The sequence below is a fragment of the Aminobacter sp. SR38 genome (genome assembly GCF_014843375.1).
GTDB classification, from domain to species: domain Bacteria; phylum Pseudomonadota; class Alphaproteobacteria; order Rhizobiales; family Rhizobiaceae; genus Aminobacter; species Aminobacter ciceronei.
Genome location: NZ_CP062112.1, coordinates 5,130,981 through 5,148,623, shown reverse-complemented (window position 1 = coordinate 5,148,623; position 17,643 = coordinate 5,130,981). Strand labels below are relative to the sequence as shown.

Below are 17,643 nucleotides of genomic sequence, written 5' to 3'. Positions count from 1 at the left end.
TCCATGAAGGCGACTGACGTGACCAGAAGCCTGCAATTCAATGAGGCCAGCGCTTGGCCTGCCCTGCTGGTGGCGGCAGAGCGTGGCGACGTGGACGCCGCCAACGCGGAGCTTGCCGCCGGCGCCGACGTCAATCAATCGGACGACGACGGCTGGACGGCGCTTCACCTCTCAGCTCTCAATGCCCATGCCTCGGTAGTCGAAGCTTTGGTCGGGCATCCGGAAGTCGACGCGAACTGCAGGAACAGATGGAAAAGTACGCCGCTTAGCCTGGCCTCGGCCAAGGGCCACTACGCCTGTATTCTCGCCATCGTCGGGCACCCGCAAACGGACATCGACGCGAAGGCGGAATATTACGGCAGGACGGCCCTGATCGAAGCCGCGAAGAACGGCCATCTTGATGCCGTCAGGCTGCTTGTGGAGCGCGGCGCCGACGTCAACTCCACCGACAAGAGCGGTCGAAACAACGCCCTCATCGAGGCCATCAAGGGACGTCACTACGCGATCGCGGAGTATCTGCTGGCCACAGGCAAACTGAACTTCCTCAACAAGGACGTCAGGCTGAACGCCCTGATCTGGGCCGGAAGCGGGCACGACCACCCGTTCATCGAAAGGCTGGAAGCGGCGATCCGCAGGTTCTTCGACGGCGATTGAGCCGCTGTCACGCTCGGCTCTGGCCGGCAAGCGCATCAACGACAGCTCCCCAAATGAGCTCTTCGCGCCCACGAGATGACTTGTCCCGAGCCTGATCGGCTGGCCTGTCAATTTGCCCGCCCCTGCCATTGAGTTTCCATAAGGCTGCCTTTACGCCGCTCAGGATCGAAGAAAGCGCCTGCCTTGAAGACAGATCCAGAGCCCCTTGGAATCCGACCGCTGATCCCAGCCGACGCTTCCGCCGTGCGCGACCTCTATGATCGCGCCGCCGACTTCGTCTTGCTGGAATCCGGCGCGGAACCCACCGATCAGATGGTGGCGGACTTCTTCACCGACCATCCGCCCGGCAGCGATCTCGCGGCGTCTTGCAAACTTGGCATGTTCTTGCCCGGCGGAACGCTTGTCGCCATAGCCGACATGGCCTTCGGCTATCCTGAAACCGACGACGCCTATATCGGGCTGCTGCTGATCGATCAGAACTGCCGTGGTGTGGGCCTCGGTCGCACTTTCCTCGACCACCTGACCGCCACAGCACAGGCGCGCAACGGGACACGGCTTCTGATTGCCGTGCTCGACGAAAACACCCGCGGCCGCGCCTTCTGGGAGCGCGAAGGCTTTCGGCTGGTCCAGAGCATCCCGAACTTCAAGATCGGCCTGAAAACACATGTCGTGCACCGCATGTGGCGGCCACTCTAAGGCGTAGCTGCACTCAGCGAATGTGCGCTTTCCGGATCGTTCTCCAGCACGATCGGCTGGCCGTGCGGCGTGGCGTGCGCGGCCCGCGCCCATGCGGCGGCGACAGCATCGACCTCGTCATGGCCGGCAAGCCCCTTTTCCGCCAACAGCCTCTCAAGCGCCGCCAGCCAGCGCTCGTAATAGTCGCTTCCATCGGCTGCTGCCTCCGGCCGCCTAACCTCCGCCGACAGCCGCTCGGCCCACTCCGCCCAGCCGAACAGACCGCGCTCGTGCAGCGCCACCACCATGGCAAAGGCCTCGGCCTGCCAGGGCTCGGCGAAAACAGGCGCATCGGGCGCCCCTGTTCCTGCCGGAATCCCCGCCTCATGCCGGCTCAAGGTAGCTCTCCCAGGCGTCGATGCTGACTTCAAGCGTCGAATCCGCGCCCTCGCCCCACAATTCGCCGCCGGAAAACACCACGGTGTAGACCCGTTGCGGGTTTTCGCCCTGGCCGGGCGCATTGCTGTCGGGGAAGACAAATCCGTCGCGCACCGCGTCGATCACCCCCTCCTTGCCGCGGGCATAACGCGGCAGGCGGGTGTGACCGGTCGGATGAAAATTCTTCGTCCGCACGCGCTGACCAAGCGAAAACCGCGCCGGCCCCGCCACCGGCCGATCGCAGGGTCCGCCTTTGGCAAGGGTCGCCGGCACATTTTCTGCTCTCAGCACCCGCTTGGGCGTCGCGGCCGGGTCGACCGCATCACCAGCTTTGAAATCATTCTCAGTGACAAAGTTGTGTCGCTTGAGCAGCGTTTCCAGCGCCTTGATCCAGATCTCGTAGTAGCTAGACGCATAATAGTCGGCCGGGTGCAGGCTCTCCCGCGCGTGCCGGCTCTCATCGATATTCCAGGCGCCCATGGCGCCCGCCGTCAGCGTCACGCCCAGCGCACGCTTTTCCCATTCGGCGTGGAAATAGGGCTCGTCCTTTTCCGGCGCGACAGGCCCGAAACCCATCTGCCCGCCGAGATCATGCGGTCCGTTCATGCGGCCTCCCGCGCGAGCGCCGTGCCGATCATCGAATCCCGCGTCACCAGCTCAGCGAGCTTGTCTTCGCTCCAGCCGTCGGTATCTGCGGGTCGCTGCGGCACGACGAGATAGCGCAGCTCGGCGGTCGAATCCCAGACGCGAATCTTCTTGTTCGCCGCCAAGGTGAGCCCGAATTCCTGAAGCACACCACGCGGGTCGATCACCGCCCGGCTGCGATAGGGCGGCGCCTTGTACCAGACCGGCGGCAGGCCCAGCACCGACCACGGGTAACAGGAGCACAAAGTACAGACGACGAGGTTGTGCGTCTCGGCAGTGTTGAACACCGCCTGCATATGCTCCCCCTGCCGCCCGCTATAGCCGAGCGAGGCGATAGCGGCAGTCGCGTCGCGCTTCAGCCAGTCGGCGAATTCGGGATCGGACCACGCCCTGGCCACGACGCGCGCACCGTTGCGCGGGCCGACCTTGGTCTCGTAGGTATCGACGATGACGTCGATCGCCTCGGGGTCGATCAGGCCCTTCCTGGTCAGGATGGTCTCCAGCGCCCGCACGCGGGCGGCCATTGGATCAAGCTCGTTGTCGTGATGGTGGTCGTGGTCATGATCGTGTGACATGGCAGGAGGCTAAGCGCCTGCACGGCGCCACGCAAGCATCCTCGCCTTGGGCCAGCCGACGTTTGCCGTGTCGCCCCGAAGCTCGCTATCGTCGCGCCATGCGGGTTCTGATTCTCGGCGGCAACGGCTTCATCGGTGCAGCGGTGGCAAGGTCGCTTGCCGCGCGCGGGCATTCGGTCGTTGCGCTGGCACGAGACACCGAAACTGCCGCCCGCCGCTATCCCGACTTCGACTGGGTCAAGGCCGACATTGCGCAGCTGTCTCAGCCCGCGGACTGGCGCCCGCTGCTTCAAGGCATTGATGCCGTAGTCAATTGCGCCGGCGCGCTGCAGGATGGTCCGCGCGACGATGTCGCTGCTGTCCAGTTCGGCGCCATGAACGCGCTTTACCAGGTCGCGGCGCCGCGCCTCATCGTCCAGATTTCGGCGCGTACCGACGACGTCGCGGCAAACAGCCCCTTCTTCGCCACCAAGCGGCGGGCCGATGCTGCCCTCCGCGCCTCCGGCCTGGCCTTCGTCATCCTGCGCCCTGCCATCGTCATCGGCCGTGCTGCCCATGGCGGCTCGGCATTGCTGCGGGCACTGGCAGCCTCTCCGCTGATCACGCCGCTGATCTTCGGCGACAGCCACATGCAGTTCGTTGCGCTTGACGACGTCGCTTGTGCCGTCGTCGATGCCTTGTCAGGCTCAATCCCCGCGGGCACCGACCTCGACCTGGCAGCGCCTGAGACGATGACGCTCGCTGAAGCCGTCGCCCGCCACCGCCAATGGCTCGGCCTGCCGCCGGCACGCGTGCTTGCCCTTCCCGGCATCTTCGCCGGCATTGCCGCCGGTGCTGCCGACCTGCTTGGCCGGCTCGGCTGGCGCTCGCCCCTGCGCTCGACAGCACTTGAGGTCGCGGCCGGCGGCATTAGCGGCCATGCTACCGGCTCCGGCCGCAAGCTCCACTCCCTCGACCAGACGCTTGCCGCAAGTCCCGCCGGCGTTCAGGAATTGTGGTTCGCCCGGCTCTATCTGCTGAAGCCGCTGGTGCTCGGCACGCTTTGCCTGTTCTGGCTGCTCTCCGGTCTCGTCGCCCTGCTGCGTTTCGAGACCTCGGCGGCGCATCTTGCCGCTGCCGGCGCGCCAGTGGGATTTGCATATGCCATCACCCTGGTCACCAGCCTCGCCGACATCGCGCTCGGCCTGGGCGTTGCTATCCGCCGTTACGCCAAACCGGCCCTGATCGGCATGGTCGGACTATCTGTCGCCTATCTCGCCTCAGCCACGGTGCTTGTTTCAGGCCTCTGGGCTGATCCACTCGGTCCGCTGGTCAAGGTGCTGCCATCGATCGTGCTGGCGCTTGTGGCGCTTGCCATACTGGACGAGCGTTGAACCATGGAAGAAATCCTCCGTCTCGCCCACGTCCTTGGTGCCGCGGTGCTGTTCGGCACGGGAGCCGGCATCGCCTTTTTCATGGCCGTGGCCCACCGCACCCACGATCCCGCGACCATCGCCCATGTCGCCGGCACGGTGGTCGTCGCCGACACAATGTTCACCGCCACTGCGGTCATCCTGCAGCCGATCACTGGCGCCTGGCTCGCACACGAGGTCGGCTGGCCGCTGACTGAGAGCTGGATAGCCCTGTCGCTCGCGCTCTACGCCCTGACCGGTCTGTTCTGGTTGCCTGTGGTGTTCATCCAGATCAAGCTGCGCAACCTCGCGCGCGATGCCGCCGCCAGGGGCAAGCGCCTGCCCGACAGCTACTTCAGGCTCTACCGCCTCTGGTTCGCCTGCGGTTTCCCGGCCTTCTTCAGTGTCATCGCCATCTTCTGGCTGATGCTGACCCGGCCGGCGATCGAGCTGTTCTGACTATTTCAGCATCGGCCACAGCGTGGCTGCCAACAGCACGCCCATAGCGATGTTGAACCATTTCAGCCGCACCGGGTCAGCAAGGAAACCGCGCAGCGCCATGCCGAAGCCGGCCCAGCACGACACGCTCGGCACGTTGACCACGGCAAAGGCGCCCGAAATGATCAGCACCGACAGGAACGGCGCTTCGGTGCTGGTGTAAAGCGCCATCGCGGTGACGGCCATCACCCAGGCCTTCGGGTTGATCCACTGGAAGGCGGACGCTTCGAGAAAGGTCATCGGCTGGCCCTTGCTTTCGCCATCCTTGCCGAGCGAGCGCGACATGGCGATGCGCCAGGCGAGATAGAGCAGATAGGCCCCGCCGGCGAACTTGAGCACCAGGTGCAGCGCCGGAAATGCCGTCAGCACCGCGCCCAGCCCGAAGCCGACGCCAAGCAGCAGCGACAGGAAACCGAAGCCGATGCCCAGCATATGCGGGATCGTGCGCACGAAACCAAAATTAACGCCCGAGGCCAAAAGCATGAAATTGTTCGGTCCCGGCGTGATCGAGGTCACGAACGCATAGACCAGCAGTGCAAGGAATGCGTCGTAGGTCATCGATCCCTCCCGTCGGGCAATTTTATGTCAGTATTACTGACCTTAATTGAAAGATTCGACAACGAACCAGCGACGCTCAAGCGCTAAGCCAGATGCATAAACGCCTCAATGGCTGCTGGCTCAATCGCCGCCACCACAGCCGCCACCGTCGCCATCTCCGGCGCTGGCACCGCCGCCGCAGCCACTGTCACCGGCTTTGGAGCGTCTCCGGCGTCGCTTTTCCGGCACTCCAGAGCAGTGAAACCGTAATCACGATCAGTGCCAAGGCGATCCCGAAGGTGATCTCCGCCGCAGGCAGGACTGCGGATCCGAGGCCAAGCGCCCCGGTAGCAAGCGGCCGCGCAGCATCCAATCCAGGCCACAAAGCTCGCATCAGGGGTCTCGCCAAACTCCTCGGTCAGCAATTCGAGGGTCCTGGCATAGGCTTCGCGCAGCGGCCCCTGGCTCTCGTCCGCTCCTCTGCTCGGAACATGATGCACCTCCTGCCCTAACGTCTCGTCGCAGAAGCGTTTCCAGTAGTCCTTGGTGTAGATCAGATGCAGGTGCCAGACCTTGTCGACGTCGGGCGACGGACTGAGCATGTCATCGGAAATGCAGACCATATAGATGAAGCGGCGGTACTGATCGATGGCCGCCTTCGACCGCTCGAGCGTCCAGCCATTCTCCCGTGCCAGCCGCACCGAAAACGGAGCTTCGGCTTGCGGATCGTCGAAGTCGAAGCCGGCTATCTTGTTCCAGAGGTCGTTGTTGGTCAGGTCGTTCATCTTGAGGCCGGGAAGTTGAGCTTGAACGTCCGGACCTCACACTTCCCGGACGTTGCTGCAATCACCCTCAGCAACCAGAGGCTGCCAACGACTGACCCCGCCACAACGATCGCTTGGCCAGGGCAGGTAGGGCGTCGGCCGGAACCGCGCCCTGCCCTCACATCCCCTGCGGGCCGCGGTTCATTGCCGCCACGCCGGTACGGCAGACCTCGACCAGGCCGAGCGGCTTCATGATGGCGATGAACTGCTCGATCTTCGATACCTTGCCGGTCAGTTCGAAGATGAAATGCTCGGTGTTGGCGTCGATCACCTTGGCGCGGAAGGCGTCGGCCAGGCGCAGCGCCTCGACGCGGGCGTCACCGGTGCCCGACACCTTGACCAGCGCCAGCTCGCGTTCCAATGCGCCGCCGGTGCCCAGTTCCTGCGCCGTAACCGTCAGGTCGACGACGCGGTGCACCGGCACGATGCGCTCGAGCTGGTGCTTGATCTGCTCGAGCACATGCGGCGTGCCGCGCGTGACGATGGTGATGCGCGACAGGTGCTTCTCATGTTCGGTTTCGGAGACAGTGAGGCTTTCGATGTTGTAGCCGCGGCCGGAAAACAGGCCGATGACCCGGGCAAGCACGCCCGGTTCGTTGTCGACCAGCACCGATAGCGTGTGGGTTTCCGGCTTCTCGGTTTCCTTGGCGATGAAATAGGCCGAACCGGTGGGCTGTAGCTGTGCGTTCATAAGATGAATCTCGATCTCAGGCGTTTGCGCCAACTCGTTGATTGTGCGGCCCTCCCCGAAGGCCGCACGCGGTCCGTCACACCAGTTCGCGGCCCTTGGCGTCGATGGCGTTGGCCACAGCCTCGTCGGTCGCCTCGTCCGGCAGCAGCATCTCGTTATGCGCCTTGCCCGATGGGATCATCGGGAAGCAGTTGGCGAGCGTTGCCACGCGGCAATCGAAGATCACCGCCTTCTTCACTGAGATCATCTCCTTGATCGCGTCGTCGAGCTCGTCCGGCTTGTCGCAACGAATGCCGTGGCCGCCATAGGCTTCCGCCAGCTTGACGAAGTCGGGCATCGCCTCGGTGTAGGAGTGCGACAGACGATTGCCGTGCAGCAGCTGTTGCCACTGGCGCACCATGCCCATGTAGGAATTGTTGAGGATGAACACCTTGATCGGCGCATTGTACTGAAGGGCGGCGCTCATCTCCTGGATGCACATCTGCACCGACGCGTCGCCGGCGATGTCGATGACAAGCGATTCAGGATGCGCGATCTGCACGCCGAGCGCTGCCGGCAGGCCGTAACCCATCGTGCCCAGGCCGCCCGACGTCATCCAGCGGTTCGGCTTTTCGAAGCCGTAATGCTGGGCCGCCCACATCTGGTGCTGGCCGACCTCTGTCGTGATGTAGGTGTCGAGGTGCTTGGTGTTCTCGTAGAGCCGCTGGATCGCGTATTGCGGCATGATCACGTCGCTGTTGTGCTTGTATGCGTAGCTGTCGCGGGCGCGCCATTTGGCGATCTGCTCCCACCACGGATACAGCGTCTTCTTGTCCGCCTTGGCGGTCGCCCGCCACAGCCGCACCATGTCTTCCAGCACGCGGCCGACATCGCCCAGGATCGGCACGTCGGCACGCACGTTCTTGTTGATCGACGACGGGTCGATATCGATGTGGATCTTCTTCGAGTTCGGCGAGAACGCATTGAGGCGACCGGTGATGCGGTCGTCGAAACGCGCACCGATGCAGACCATGACGTCGCAGTCATGCATCGCCATGTTTGCTTCGTAGCTGCCGTGCATGCCCAGCATGCCGAGCCAGTTCTTGCCCGATGCCGGATAGGCGCCCAGGCCCATCAGCGTCGAGGTGATCGGGAAGCCGGTGAGATCGACCAGCTCGCGCAGCAGATGGCTGGCTTCCGCGCCGGAATTCACCACGCCGCCGCCGGAATAGATGATCGGCCGCTTGGCGGTGGCCATCAGGGCAACGGCTTCCTTGACCTTCTCCAGGTCACCCTGGACCTTGGGCTGGTAGGAGGTGCGCGGCGCAGTCTGCGGCGGTGTGTAGGTGCCCCGGGCAAACTGCACGTCCTTGGGGATGTCGACGACGACCGGGCCGGGACGGCCGGTGGTGGCGACATGGAAGGCCTCGTGCAGGATGCGGGCCAGTTCGTTGACGTCCTTCACCAGCCAGTTGTGCTTGGTGCACGGCCGGGTAATGCCGACGGTGTCGCATTCCTGGAAGGCGTCGGAGCCGATCAGCGAGGTCGGCACCTGGCCGGTGATGCAGACCAGCGGGATCGAATCCATCAGCGCGTCCTGCAGCGGCGTCACTGCATTGGTGGCGCCCGGTCCCGAGGTCACCAGCATCACCCCGGCCTTGCCGGTCGAGCGCGCATAACCTTCGGCGGCATGGCCCGCGCCTTGCTCGTGGCGCACCAATATATGCTGGACATCGTCCTGCTGGAACAGCTCGTCATAGATCGGAAGTACGGCGCCGCCGGGATAGCCGAAGAGGTGCTTGACGCCATTGTCCTTCAGCGCCTGCACCACCATCTCGGCGCCGGTCATTTCGCGTCGTCCGCTGTCACTATGTCCGCTCATCGGTCCGTCCCGTCTTTCCTTCGCCGTTTTTCGGCGGTTGCTGCTCGTTTAGTCCTGTTTCGGGCAATAAAAAAGGCCCCCGAGGGAGCCTTCACATTTGCGCATGGGGGGATTTCGCCCGGCGGTCACACCGCCTTGCCCACGCGCCTTCCTACTACGAGAATGAGTGTCTTGTTCATGGGCGCGGACGTTAGTGCGCGACACCGCGCCCTGTCAACCGGGCGGGACAACTTTTTCCGCAGCGTCACCCGCCCCTTGGAAATTCCAATTCGACCGTTTCGTTTAACGATCGCTACACCATCAACCATCACCCCACCTTAACTGCGCAGCGCTATTCTCTTGGCCAGATTTGGGGGAATTACTGCGATGTACTTCGAACGTCAGGCCGAGGGCGGAGAAACCACCTCGCAAGAGCGGCGCGACCCGAAACAGGACGACGCCCGCATCCTTGGCCATGTCGTGCAGTGCGATGGTGCCCGCGCGGTCATCAGCGCCTATGCAGAGGGAGCCTCGGCCGCAGTCGGCCTGTGGACCGTCGGCCGCATGATCTGCATCAATCTCGGCGAAACCCGCACCATCGGCCTGGTCTATTCCATCGCCAAGTCCGACCGCTCGTGGAGCAGCGAAGGCGACAACCCCATCGAGGTCAATGTCGAGCTGATCGGAGAGGTTCGTGACGTGGGCACCGACAAGTACCCGGTGTTCGACCGCGGCATCACCGCCTATCCCTATATCGGCGCCATCGCCCATCGCATACGCAGCCGCGACCTGCAGGCGGTCTACGACCTTGCCGGACGCCGCACCGTCACCATCGGCCAGCTTTCCCAGGACGATGCTATCGACGCCTGTATCGCGATCGACGAGACCCTTGCCCGCCATTTCGCCGTCGTCGGCACGACAGGCGTCGGCAAATCGACTGCCGTCTCGCTCCTGCTGCGCAAGGCGATTTCGGCACGGCCCGATTTGCGCGTCCTAATCATGGACCCGCACAACGAGTTCGCTGCATCGCTGCCGGAGCACTGCGTCAAGGTCGACACCAATTCGCTCGACCTGCCCTTCTGGCTGTTCCGCCTCGAGGAGTTCTCGGAAGTGCTGTTTCGCGGCCGCGAGACCGACGCCGACGAGATCGACGTGCTGCGCGACCTCATTCCCGTCGCCAAGAACCTCTACCGCAGTCCCCAAGGCGGCGCCTTCCTGCGCCGTGGCGTCGACGCCCTGACCGCGGACACGCCCGTGCCCTACCGCATCGCAGACCTGATCAAGCAGATCGACGAACGCATGGGGCTGCTCGAATCGAAGAACGAGCGTCCGATCCTGAAGTCGCTGCGCACCCGCATCGAGTCGGCGCTGGCCGATCCGCGCTACCGCTTCATGTTCCATTCCAGGCTGATCGAGGACACCATCCACGAGACCATCGGCAACATCTTCCGCGTGCCGACGCATGGCCGTCCGGTCACCTGCTTCGAAATGGCAGGCATGCCGTCGGAAGTCGTCAATTCGGTCTGTTCGGTGCTCGCCCGCCTCGCTTTCGACCTTGCGCTGTGGAGCGAAGGGCGCCTCAAGCTGCTGCTGCTGTGCGAAGAAGCCCATCGCTACATGCCCGCCGACCACAGGCTCGGCTTTGCGCCGACGCGCCACGCGCTGTCGCGCATCGCCAAGGAGGGCCGCAAATATGGCTGCTACCTCGGCGTCGTCACCCAGCGCCCGGGCGAACTTGACCCCACAATCCTGTCGCAATGCTCGACCGTTTTCGCCATGCGCCTCGCCAACGAACAGGACCAGGCGATCATCCGCTCGGCCATCGCCGATTCCTCCGCCTCGACACTCTCTTTCCTGTCGTCGATGGGCCAGCGTGAGGCCATCGCCTTTGGCGAAGGCGTCGCCACCACAATGCGCCTGAAGTTCGAAAAGCTTTCGGACGAACTTATCCCCGGCACCGGCAAGCGTGCCGCCGAGGCGCCGACGAGCAGCGGCGACGACGTCGATCTGGCCGCCGTCGTCGAGCGCCTGCGCAACGTGCCAAAACCGCAAGCAACGGCACTCGGCTTCGCCGAAGTCGTCGACGTCCAGCGCCAGGCAGGCGACAGCGACTACCGCAAACCGGCAGCGCCGAGGCCGCAGCCGGACGACGATTTCGATACCCGCTTCGGCCTGCGCCCCTCGACCTTCGGCGGCCGTCCGCCACAGGACTGAACGGGCTCAAGAATGGCTGTTCAAGTTCAGATTCCCGAACCGTCCAGCTGTTCCTCGTCATCGCCTTCCCAGGGCGTCGGCATTTCAGGGGAATTCTTGCTCAGATTGGCTGTAGGAAGCGGCATCCAGCATTTCAGTTCCGGATCAGCATAGCCGATGATGCAGCCCGGGTAGGAATCGCCGGCGCGCCAGCCTTCGATGCCGAATGCGTCGGGCCGGGCCCAGTAGGCCACGTCGACCTCCGCCGGTCCCTGTTCGGAAGGCCGCACGGTGACCAGAATCCGGCTGCCGTCCTTTGGCGCGCTCGCCATGTTCCGCCACCGGTCTGAATCGTCCATTCGTCGTCCTCCTCTGCCCTGATGCGGCCGCAGCCATTCAGACGGCGGCAGGATCAGTGTTGCGTCGTTCGACGAGGACGTCCAGCGGCAAGTTAGAGCCAAGGTCTATGGCAGATGAATTCCGTCGCCCTGGCGCAGTCGCCATCCGGCGCTGAGCCATGACATCTGCCGCCGCAGCCGCGACCATGAGAGCCGGCATACCGTGGAGAAAAGCGCATGGCCGAATGGACGCTTTCCGAATCGGTCTCGACCAGCGCCGGCCGTATCAGCGCCGGCCGCGCCGGCGATGGCCCCGACCTCGTGCTCGCGCATGGCTGGCCTTGGTCGTCCTTCTCCTGGCACCGGGTCATCCCTGATCTGGCGCGGCGATACCGGGTGCACTGGTACGACATGCCAGGCTACGGGCAATCGGACAAGGTCGCCACGCAGCGGACTTCACTCGATGTCCAGGGTGAGATTTTCGCCGAGATGCTTGCCCACTGGCAACTCGTGCGCCCCTCGGTCATTGCCCACGACTTCGGTGGTGCCACCACCTTGCGAGCGCACCTTCTGCTTGGCTGCGACTACGACCGCTACGTCCTGATGAACGTTGTGGCGATGCGCCCCTGGGGCTCGGCATTCTTCGATCACATGGGCAAGCACGTCGAGGCCTTCCAGGGTCTGCCGACCCACATCCACCGGGCGCTTGTGGAGGCCTATATCAGGGGCGCCCTGGTCGGCACGGTCGCCGATGACGACATCCGCGGCCTGGTCGAGCCATGGCTGACGGACGACGGATCTGCCAGCTTTTACAGGCAGTTTGCCCAGGCCGACGAGCGTTACACGGCAGAGGTCGAGCCCCTGTTTGGAAATGTGCGCTGCCCGGTGCAGATCATCTGGGGAGAAGACGATCCCTGGATCCCGCTTGAGCGGGCGAAGGCCCTTCACGCGCTTATGCCGCAGGCAGGTTTCGAACCGATTCCCTATATTGGCCACATGCCACAGCTGGAAGCGCCCAAACGTTTCTTGGCCAGCCTGGAGGGCTTTCTCTAACGGCTCCGCAGTGCCTATTGCTATCGGGGAATTCGTCAGGTCGTGCCGAATGGCGTGGGTTTCGAGAACCGGAGCGGAGCGGACACCAAGTCCGTGAGCACGGGAAGCGGAGAAAACCGCGTCAGGCGGCCGGCATCACGAATTCAGCGATAGGAATTCACGCGCAGACGCGGTTGCGGCCCTGCCGCTTGGCTTCGTAGAGTTGTTTGTCGGCGCGGCGATAGAACTCTTCGGCCGTTTCCTCGCGGTCCCACAAGGCGAGGCCGAAGCTCGAGGTGACGTTGAGGTGCGCGCCGCCAGCCTCGATCGCCATGCCGGCGATCGCCTTGCGCATGCGCTCGGCGAAGCGCTGCAGAAGCTCGATGTCCATGTTGGGCGCGACGATGGCGAATTCCTCGCCGCCCAGCCGCGCCACCACGTCGTGATATCTCGTCATGCTCTTGAGGCACTTGGCGACAGAGCGCAGAACCTCGTCGCCGGCGTCGTGCCCATAGGTGTCGTTGACCTGCTTGAAGTGGTCGAGATCAAGGATCATCAGCCCGACAGGCCTGTCGATGCGGCCAAACTCGCCGAGATATTCCCGCAATGCATCGTCGAAATAGCGCCGGTTCTGCATGCCTGTCAGACCGTCGGTGAGTGCCGCCTGTTCAAGCGTGCGCGACCGCTCGCTCAGCGACGCCGTCATCTGGCGCAGCTCGCCGCCTTCCTTCACCTGCGTGCGGATCTGCGGAAAAATGAAGAACACGCCGTAGACAAGCGTACCGCTCAAAAGCAGTGCGATCATGAACAGCAGCCGCTCGACGGCCTCGACGCTCTGCACCCAGCCGGGCGTGTAAAGCGCCTCCGCGGCCCCCTGCACCTGGCCCCAGGCGTAGAAAATCCCCAGCGCTGCCGACAAAATCAGCGCACTGAAGATGAAAAACGCGGTTTCAGCCCGGTGAAAGCGCATGATGATCCTAGTGGAACCCCTGCGCGGGTTATGTCATGGCTGCGCCTTACGGACGGTTAATCCCTGCCGCCACTTCCGATGCATCGGCGCCTCCGGACGTCCGTCCGGCCTCGCCGCCGATGCGTTGCCACTCCGGCCCGAACTGGTTGCGGAACCACGTCGATTGCCGCTTCGAATATTGGCGCGTGGCGATCTTGGCACGTTCGATCGCCTCGTCGAAGCTCATCTCGCCGGCTATGGCCGCCGCCAGTTCGCGCACACCGATCGCCTTCATCGCCGGCAATTCGGGCGCAAGCCGCATCGCCATGATTTCCTTGACCTCGTCCAGCGCGCCGCCCTCGATCATCCTGTCGAAACGCTGGTCTATGCGCTTGATCAGAAGGTCCCGTTCCGGCGCGATGACGATGAAGCGCGCCGTGGCGAAGTCGATCAGCGGATGGCCCTTGTCGGCCTGCCATTTCAGGATCGAGCGGCCCGACGCCTCCAGCACCTCCAGCGCGCGCACGATCCGCTGGCCGTCGCTGGCTTTCAGCCGCATCGCCACCTCGCTGTCGACGTGCATCAGCACGCGATGCAGCCGCGGCGCGCCTTCCTCGTTGAGACGCCAGCGCCAGCGATCCCTGATCTCGGCTGGGATTTCGGGCATCTCCGAAATACCCTCGGCGAGCCCCCGAAAATAAAGCCCGGTGCCGCCGACGAACACAGGCGGCTTTTCGGCAAACAGTCCGCTGTCGGCCAGCACGGCGACGTCGCGCAGCCAGTTGCCGGTCGAATAGGCCGTCGCCGGCGAGACATGGCCGTAGAGGAAGTGGCGCACGCGTGTCAGATCGTCGGCGCTCGGGCGCGCCGTCAGCACGTCGAGCACGCCATAGACCTGCATCGAATCGGCATTGACGATGACGCCGCCGTCACGCTCGGCGAGTTCGAGCGCCAACGCCGACTTGCCGCTGGCGGTCGGCCCGGCTATCAGGGTCGCGTTCTTGATGCGCCCCTCGCTAGTCCCGGAATTTTTGATGCCGCTGATCGCCACGCTGATTTCCCATCCGGACCGCGCTCTGCTGGCTCCGTCCCTTGCCGATAAGGCCTCTCGCGCCCTGGGCGCAAGCGCCATTGTGTGGCTGGCCGAGGCCGTTGCCTGCGACATCGCCCTGCCAGCGGGACTTTCGGCCGACGATGCCCATGCTTCGCTTGCCGCCGCCCTCTCCGGCGAAGCCATCGATTTTGCCATCCAGGATAACGCGACACGTAGGAAAAAGATCCTCATCGCCGACATGGATTCGACGATGATCGACCAGGAATGCATCGACGAGCTCGCCGACGAGATCGGCGTCAAGGATCGTGTCGCCGACATCACCGCGCGCTCGATGAATGGCGAGATCGCCTTCGAGCCGGCGCTGCGCGAGCGTGTCGCGCTGCTTGCCGGTCTCGACGCCGCAGTCATCGACCGCATCATCGACACCAGGCTGACACTCACCTCCGGCGGCAAGACGCTGGTCGCCACCATGAAGGCGCATGGTGCCTATACCGCCCTCGTCTCCGGCGGCTTCGACGTCTTCACCTCGCGCATCGCCGCCAAGCTCGGCTTCGACGAAAACCGCGCCAACCACCTGATCGAGGCCGACGGCAAGCTCACCGGAAAGGTTTCCGAGCCGATCCTCGGCCGCGCCGCCAAGGCCGCTGCGCTCAACGAGATTTCTACCCGCCTCAGCCTCACCCCGACCGACGCGATGGCCGTCGGTGATGGCGCCAACGATCTCGACATGATCCGCCTCGCCGGCTCGGGCGTTGCTCTTCATGCCAAGCCGTCGGTGGCCGCCCAAGCCAAGATCCGCGTCGACAATTCCGATCTTACCGCCCTGCTCTACCTCCAGGGCTACAGCGCGCGCGAATTCGCGCGATGAAGGAGATTCGTACTGAGCGTTTGATCCTGCGCAACTGGGAAGAGCGCGACCGTGCCCTCTTCCACCGCATCAACTCCGACGACTTGGTGATGGAGTTCTTCGGCATGCGCCGCAGCCGCGCAGAAAGCGACGGGTTGCTGGACAAGCTGCGCGCCGGCATCGACAGCGACGGCTTTGGCTTCGCCGCCGCCGAAATTGCCGGAACAGGCGAATGCATCGGCTTCGTCGGCCTGCTGCGCACCGACCTCGAACCGTTCATCCCCAAGGGCACGCTCGAAATCGGCTGGCGTCTTGCACCAGAGTTCTGGGGCAAAGGCTATGTCACCGAGGCGGCGGATGCCTGGCTCGATTTTGCTTTCGAGGCGATCGGCGACGATGAAGTCGTCTCGTTCGCTGTCTGGAACAATAATCGCTCGACGGCGGTCATGCAGCGCCTCGGAATGCGGGCGGAGCCGTCGCGCAATTTCGACCACCCGCGCGTTCCCGACGCCCATCCAGAGCTCAAGCGCCACGTCTTCTACAATCTCAAGCGGAACCAGTGGCAAGAACGGAAAAAGGCGGCCAACTAGCCGCCTTTTCCTTGTCTTTCAGGGGTTTGCCTGAATCTCCTGACTCAATCCATCCGGATCGTCACGAAGCGCAGTTCACCCGTCTTGGACGCCAGCATCAGCAGCGCGTTCTTGCGACCCTGCTCCTTGAGCGCGGCGATCCGGTCGGTCACTTCCTTCGGCGTCGACACCGATTCCTGGGCGATCTCGGTGATCACCTCGCCGGCGACGATTCCGCGCTCTGCGGCAGCTGAATCCTTGGCAACGGCAGTGACCACCGCGCCTGACACCTCGGCAGCGATGCCGAACTTGGCACGCGCGTCGCTGTCGAGTTCGCCGATGGTCATGCCGAGCACGCTTGCCGTGGCGACCTCGGCACCCTTGTCGGCGCCCTCTTCCGGCTTGGTGGCCTCGCCTTCAGCCAGCTTCTCGCCGTCCTCGAGCCGACCGAGCGTCACCTTGACGGTCTGCTCGACGCCCTTGCGCACGATCACCACGTCAACGGCCTTGCCGACGGGGCTTTCAGCGACGACGCGCGGCAGGTCGCGCATTTCGACGACGTCCCTGCCGTCGAACTTGATCACCACGTCGCCGGGCAGGATCTGGCCCTTGTCGACCGGTCCGCCCTTGATGATGCCGGCAATCAGCGCGCCCTTGGCGGTGGCCATGCCCAGGCTCTCAGCAATGTCGTCGGTGACAGGCTGGATGCGCACGCCGAGCCAGCCGCGACGGGTTTCGCCGAACTCGGCGAGTTGGTTGACAACGCCGACCGCGATCTCGGCCGGGATCGAGAAACCAATGCCGATCGAACCGCCCGAGGGCGAGATGATCGCCGTGTTGATGCCGATGACCTCGCCATCCATGTTGAACAGCGGCCCGCCCGAATTGCCGCGGTTGATCGCAGCGTCGGTCTGGATGAAGTCGTCATAGGGGCCGGAATTGATGTCGCGGTTACGCGCCGAAATGATGCCGACGGTGACCGTGCCGCCAAGCCCGAACGGGTTGCCGATCGCCATCACCCAGTCGCCGATGCGCATCTTGTCGGAATCGCCGAACTTCACCGCGGTCAGCTTCTTGGCCTTCGGGTCGATCTTCAGCACCGCAATGTCGGTCTTGGTGTCGGTGCCGACCAGCTCGGCCTTCAGCTTCGAGCCGTCGGAGAAATTGACCTCGATCTCGTCGGCGTCGGCGATGACGTGGTTGTTGGTGACGACGATGCCTTTTTCGGCATCGATGACGAAGCCGGAGCCGAGCGACTGCACCTTCTGCGAGCCGCCATTGTTCTGGCCTTCGCGGTTCTTGAAGAACTCGTCGAAGAAATCCTGGAACGGCGAGCCCTCGGGAAGCTGCGGCATCGGAACCGCGTTCTCGTCCTCACCGCCCTCGCTGCCCTTGACGGTCTGCGACGTCGAGATGTTGACAACCGCGCCCAGCAGGCCCTCAGCGAGGTTGGCGACCGACTCCGGTCCTTGCGCCAGCGCCGGCGTCACGAAGGACGGGGCGACGGAGGCGCCGATCATCAGCGCCGTGGTGGCGGCCAGAGAGGCCTTTCGCATGGCGCGCAAAAGGGGCGTGGAAATCATAGGGAAGCCTCCCGGGGCTGTCATGGCATAGATCGCGCCCGGGCCGTCCGGACGCGAAGCGTCATGATGGAAACAAATAAGGCCTGTTTGCGACCATTGCTACGGGCACGGGATAAATCGTCCGTTATCCCCTGACGAGCCAGACGATGCCGACGCCCATGGCAAGGGCGGCAAGACCGATTGTCCGGAGCACGGCCTCAGGCATATCGGCCGCCTGCGCAGCCATCCTCTTGGCCGCGGCTGGAAAGCCGCCATAGACCAGGCCCTCGATGACGAGGACCAGGCCGATGGCGACGATGAAGTCCCGCAC

At 64.1% G+C, this 17,643-nt stretch carries 20 protein-coding genes; 8 read left to right on the top strand and 12 right to left on the bottom strand.

Features of this window, described 5'->3' with window-relative positions; translation table 11 throughout:
- Positions 1-18: 18 nt before the first annotated feature.
- Both IG197_RS25165 and IG197_RS25160 read left to right on the top strand, forming a co-directional pair.
- Complete coding sequence (locus IG197_RS25165; protein ID WP_192315613.1) at positions 19-654, top strand: ankyrin repeat domain-containing protein; 636 nt, start codon at positions 19-21, stop codon at positions 652-654.
- A 183-nt stretch (positions 655-837) separates the two neighbouring features.
- On the top strand, positions 838-1,350 hold the full coding sequence (locus IG197_RS25160; protein WP_192315611.1) for a GNAT family N-acetyltransferase: 513 nt from the start codon (positions 838-840) through the stop codon (positions 1,348-1,350).
- Here IG197_RS25160 and IG197_RS25155 read toward each other — a convergent pair.
- The 3 genes from IG197_RS25155 to nthA are packed head-to-tail and all read right to left on the bottom strand — an operon-like array spanning position 1,347 to position 2,987.
- Complete coding sequence (locus IG197_RS25155) at positions 1,347-1,727, bottom strand: nitrile hydratase accessory protein (RefSeq protein WP_192315609.1); 381 nt, start codon at positions 1,725-1,727, stop codon at positions 1,347-1,349. The two genes, IG197_RS25160 and IG197_RS25155, sit on opposite strands and share 4 nt — an antisense overlap.
- A complete protein-coding gene (gene nthB / locus IG197_RS25150) occupies positions 1,714-2,373 on the bottom strand; it encodes a nitrile hydratase subunit beta (protein WP_192315608.1) in 660 nt (219 codons plus the stop codon). The genes IG197_RS25155 and nthB overlap by 14 nt, the downstream gene beginning before the upstream one ends.
- Positions 2,370-2,987 carry a nitrile hydratase subunit alpha gene (gene nthA, locus IG197_RS25145; RefSeq protein WP_067960562.1) on the bottom strand — a complete coding sequence of 206 codons (618 nt, stop codon included), beginning with the start codon at positions 2,985-2,987 and terminating at the stop codon, positions 2,370-2,372. Before nthA ends, nthB begins: the two co-directional genes overlap by 4 nt.
- Positions 2,988-3,085: 98 nt before the next feature.
- Between nthA and IG197_RS25140 the strand changes: the two genes are divergently transcribed.
- Complete coding sequence (locus IG197_RS25140) at positions 3,086-4,360, top strand: SDR family oxidoreductase (protein ID WP_192315607.1); 1,275 nt, start codon at positions 3,086-3,088, stop codon at positions 4,358-4,360.
- A 3-nt stretch (positions 4,361-4,363) separates the two neighbouring features.
- On the top strand, positions 4,364-4,837 hold the full coding sequence (locus IG197_RS25135) for a DUF2269 domain-containing protein (protein ID WP_192315606.1): 474 nt from the start codon (positions 4,364-4,366) through the stop codon (positions 4,835-4,837).
- On the opposite strand, the gene IG197_RS25130 is transcribed toward IG197_RS25135, so the two are convergent.
- The 4 genes from IG197_RS25130 to IG197_RS25115 form a co-directional block, all read right to left on the bottom strand.
- Positions 4,838-5,434, bottom strand: coding sequence for a LysE family translocator (locus IG197_RS25130; protein WP_192315605.1), 597 nt, complete (start codon positions 5,432-5,434; stop codon positions 4,838-4,840).
- An 83-nt stretch (positions 5,435-5,517) separates the two neighbouring features.
- Positions 5,518-6,198 carry a hypothetical protein gene (locus IG197_RS25125; RefSeq protein ID WP_192315604.1) on the bottom strand — a complete coding sequence of 227 codons (681 nt, stop codon included), beginning with the start codon at positions 6,196-6,198 and terminating at the stop codon, positions 5,518-5,520.
- Positions 6,199-6,355: 157 nt separating this feature from the next.
- Positions 6,356-6,928: an acetolactate synthase small subunit gene (ilvN, locus tag IG197_RS25120; RefSeq protein WP_067960547.1), complete on the bottom strand. Its 573-nt coding sequence runs from the start codon at positions 6,926-6,928 to the stop codon at positions 6,356-6,358.
- A gap of 76 nt (positions 6,929-7,004) precedes the next feature.
- Entirely contained in the window at positions 7,005-8,789 is a 1,785-nt protein-coding gene (locus IG197_RS25115; RefSeq protein WP_256441225.1) for an acetolactate synthase 3 large subunit, read from the bottom strand.
- Between the two features lie 366 nt (positions 8,790-9,155).
- On the opposite strand from IG197_RS25115, the gene IG197_RS25110 reads away from it, so the two are divergent.
- Entirely contained in the window at positions 9,156-10,982 is a 1,827-nt protein-coding gene (locus IG197_RS25110) for an ATP-binding protein (protein ID WP_067960541.1), read from the top strand.
- A 26-nt stretch (positions 10,983-11,008) separates the two neighbouring features.
- On the opposite strand, the gene IG197_RS25105 is transcribed toward IG197_RS25110, so the two are convergent.
- On the bottom strand, positions 11,009-11,320 hold the full coding sequence (locus IG197_RS25105; RefSeq protein WP_067960538.1) for a hypothetical protein: 312 nt from the start codon (positions 11,318-11,320) through the stop codon (positions 11,009-11,011).
- A 216-nt stretch (positions 11,321-11,536) separates the two neighbouring features.
- On the opposite strand from IG197_RS25105, the gene IG197_RS25100 reads away from it, so the two are divergent.
- Positions 11,537-12,352, top strand: coding sequence for an alpha/beta fold hydrolase (locus tag IG197_RS25100; RefSeq protein ID WP_192315603.1), 816 nt, complete (start codon positions 11,537-11,539; stop codon positions 12,350-12,352).
- A gap of 157 nt (positions 12,353-12,509) precedes the next feature.
- Here the strand turns inward: IG197_RS25100 and IG197_RS25095 are convergent, their stop codons facing one another.
- Positions 12,510-13,301, bottom strand: coding sequence for a GGDEF domain-containing protein (locus IG197_RS25095; RefSeq protein WP_154386658.1), 792 nt, complete (start codon positions 13,299-13,301; stop codon positions 12,510-12,512).
- A gap of 46 nt (positions 13,302-13,347) precedes the next feature.
- Positions 13,348-14,325 carry a tRNA (adenosine(37)-N6)-dimethylallyltransferase MiaA gene (miaA, locus tag IG197_RS25090; RefSeq protein ID WP_185910400.1) on the bottom strand — a complete coding sequence of 326 codons (978 nt, stop codon included), beginning with the start codon at positions 14,323-14,325 and terminating at the stop codon, positions 13,348-13,350.
- Here miaA and serB point away from each other — a divergent pair.
- Positions 14,315-15,202, top strand: a complete 888-nt coding sequence (gene serB / locus IG197_RS25085) for a phosphoserine phosphatase SerB (RefSeq protein ID WP_192315602.1) — start codon at positions 14,315-14,317, stop codon at positions 15,200-15,202. The genes miaA and serB overlap by 11 nt on opposite strands.
- Positions 15,199-15,771, top strand: coding sequence for a GNAT family N-acetyltransferase (locus IG197_RS25080; RefSeq protein WP_192315600.1), 573 nt, complete (start codon positions 15,199-15,201; stop codon positions 15,769-15,771). Before serB ends, IG197_RS25080 begins: the two co-directional genes overlap by 4 nt.
- Before the next feature lie 44 nt (positions 15,772-15,815).
- Here the strand turns inward: IG197_RS25080 and IG197_RS25075 are convergent, their stop codons facing one another.
- Positions 15,816-17,333 carry a DegQ family serine endoprotease gene (locus tag IG197_RS25075; RefSeq protein WP_192315598.1) on the bottom strand — a complete coding sequence of 506 codons (1,518 nt, stop codon included), beginning with the start codon at positions 17,331-17,333 and terminating at the stop codon, positions 15,816-15,818.
- A gap of 124 nt (positions 17,334-17,457) precedes the next feature.
- A complete protein-coding gene (locus IG197_RS25070) occupies positions 17,458-17,643 on the bottom strand; it encodes a DUF2065 family protein (RefSeq protein WP_192315596.1) in 186 nt (61 codons plus the stop codon).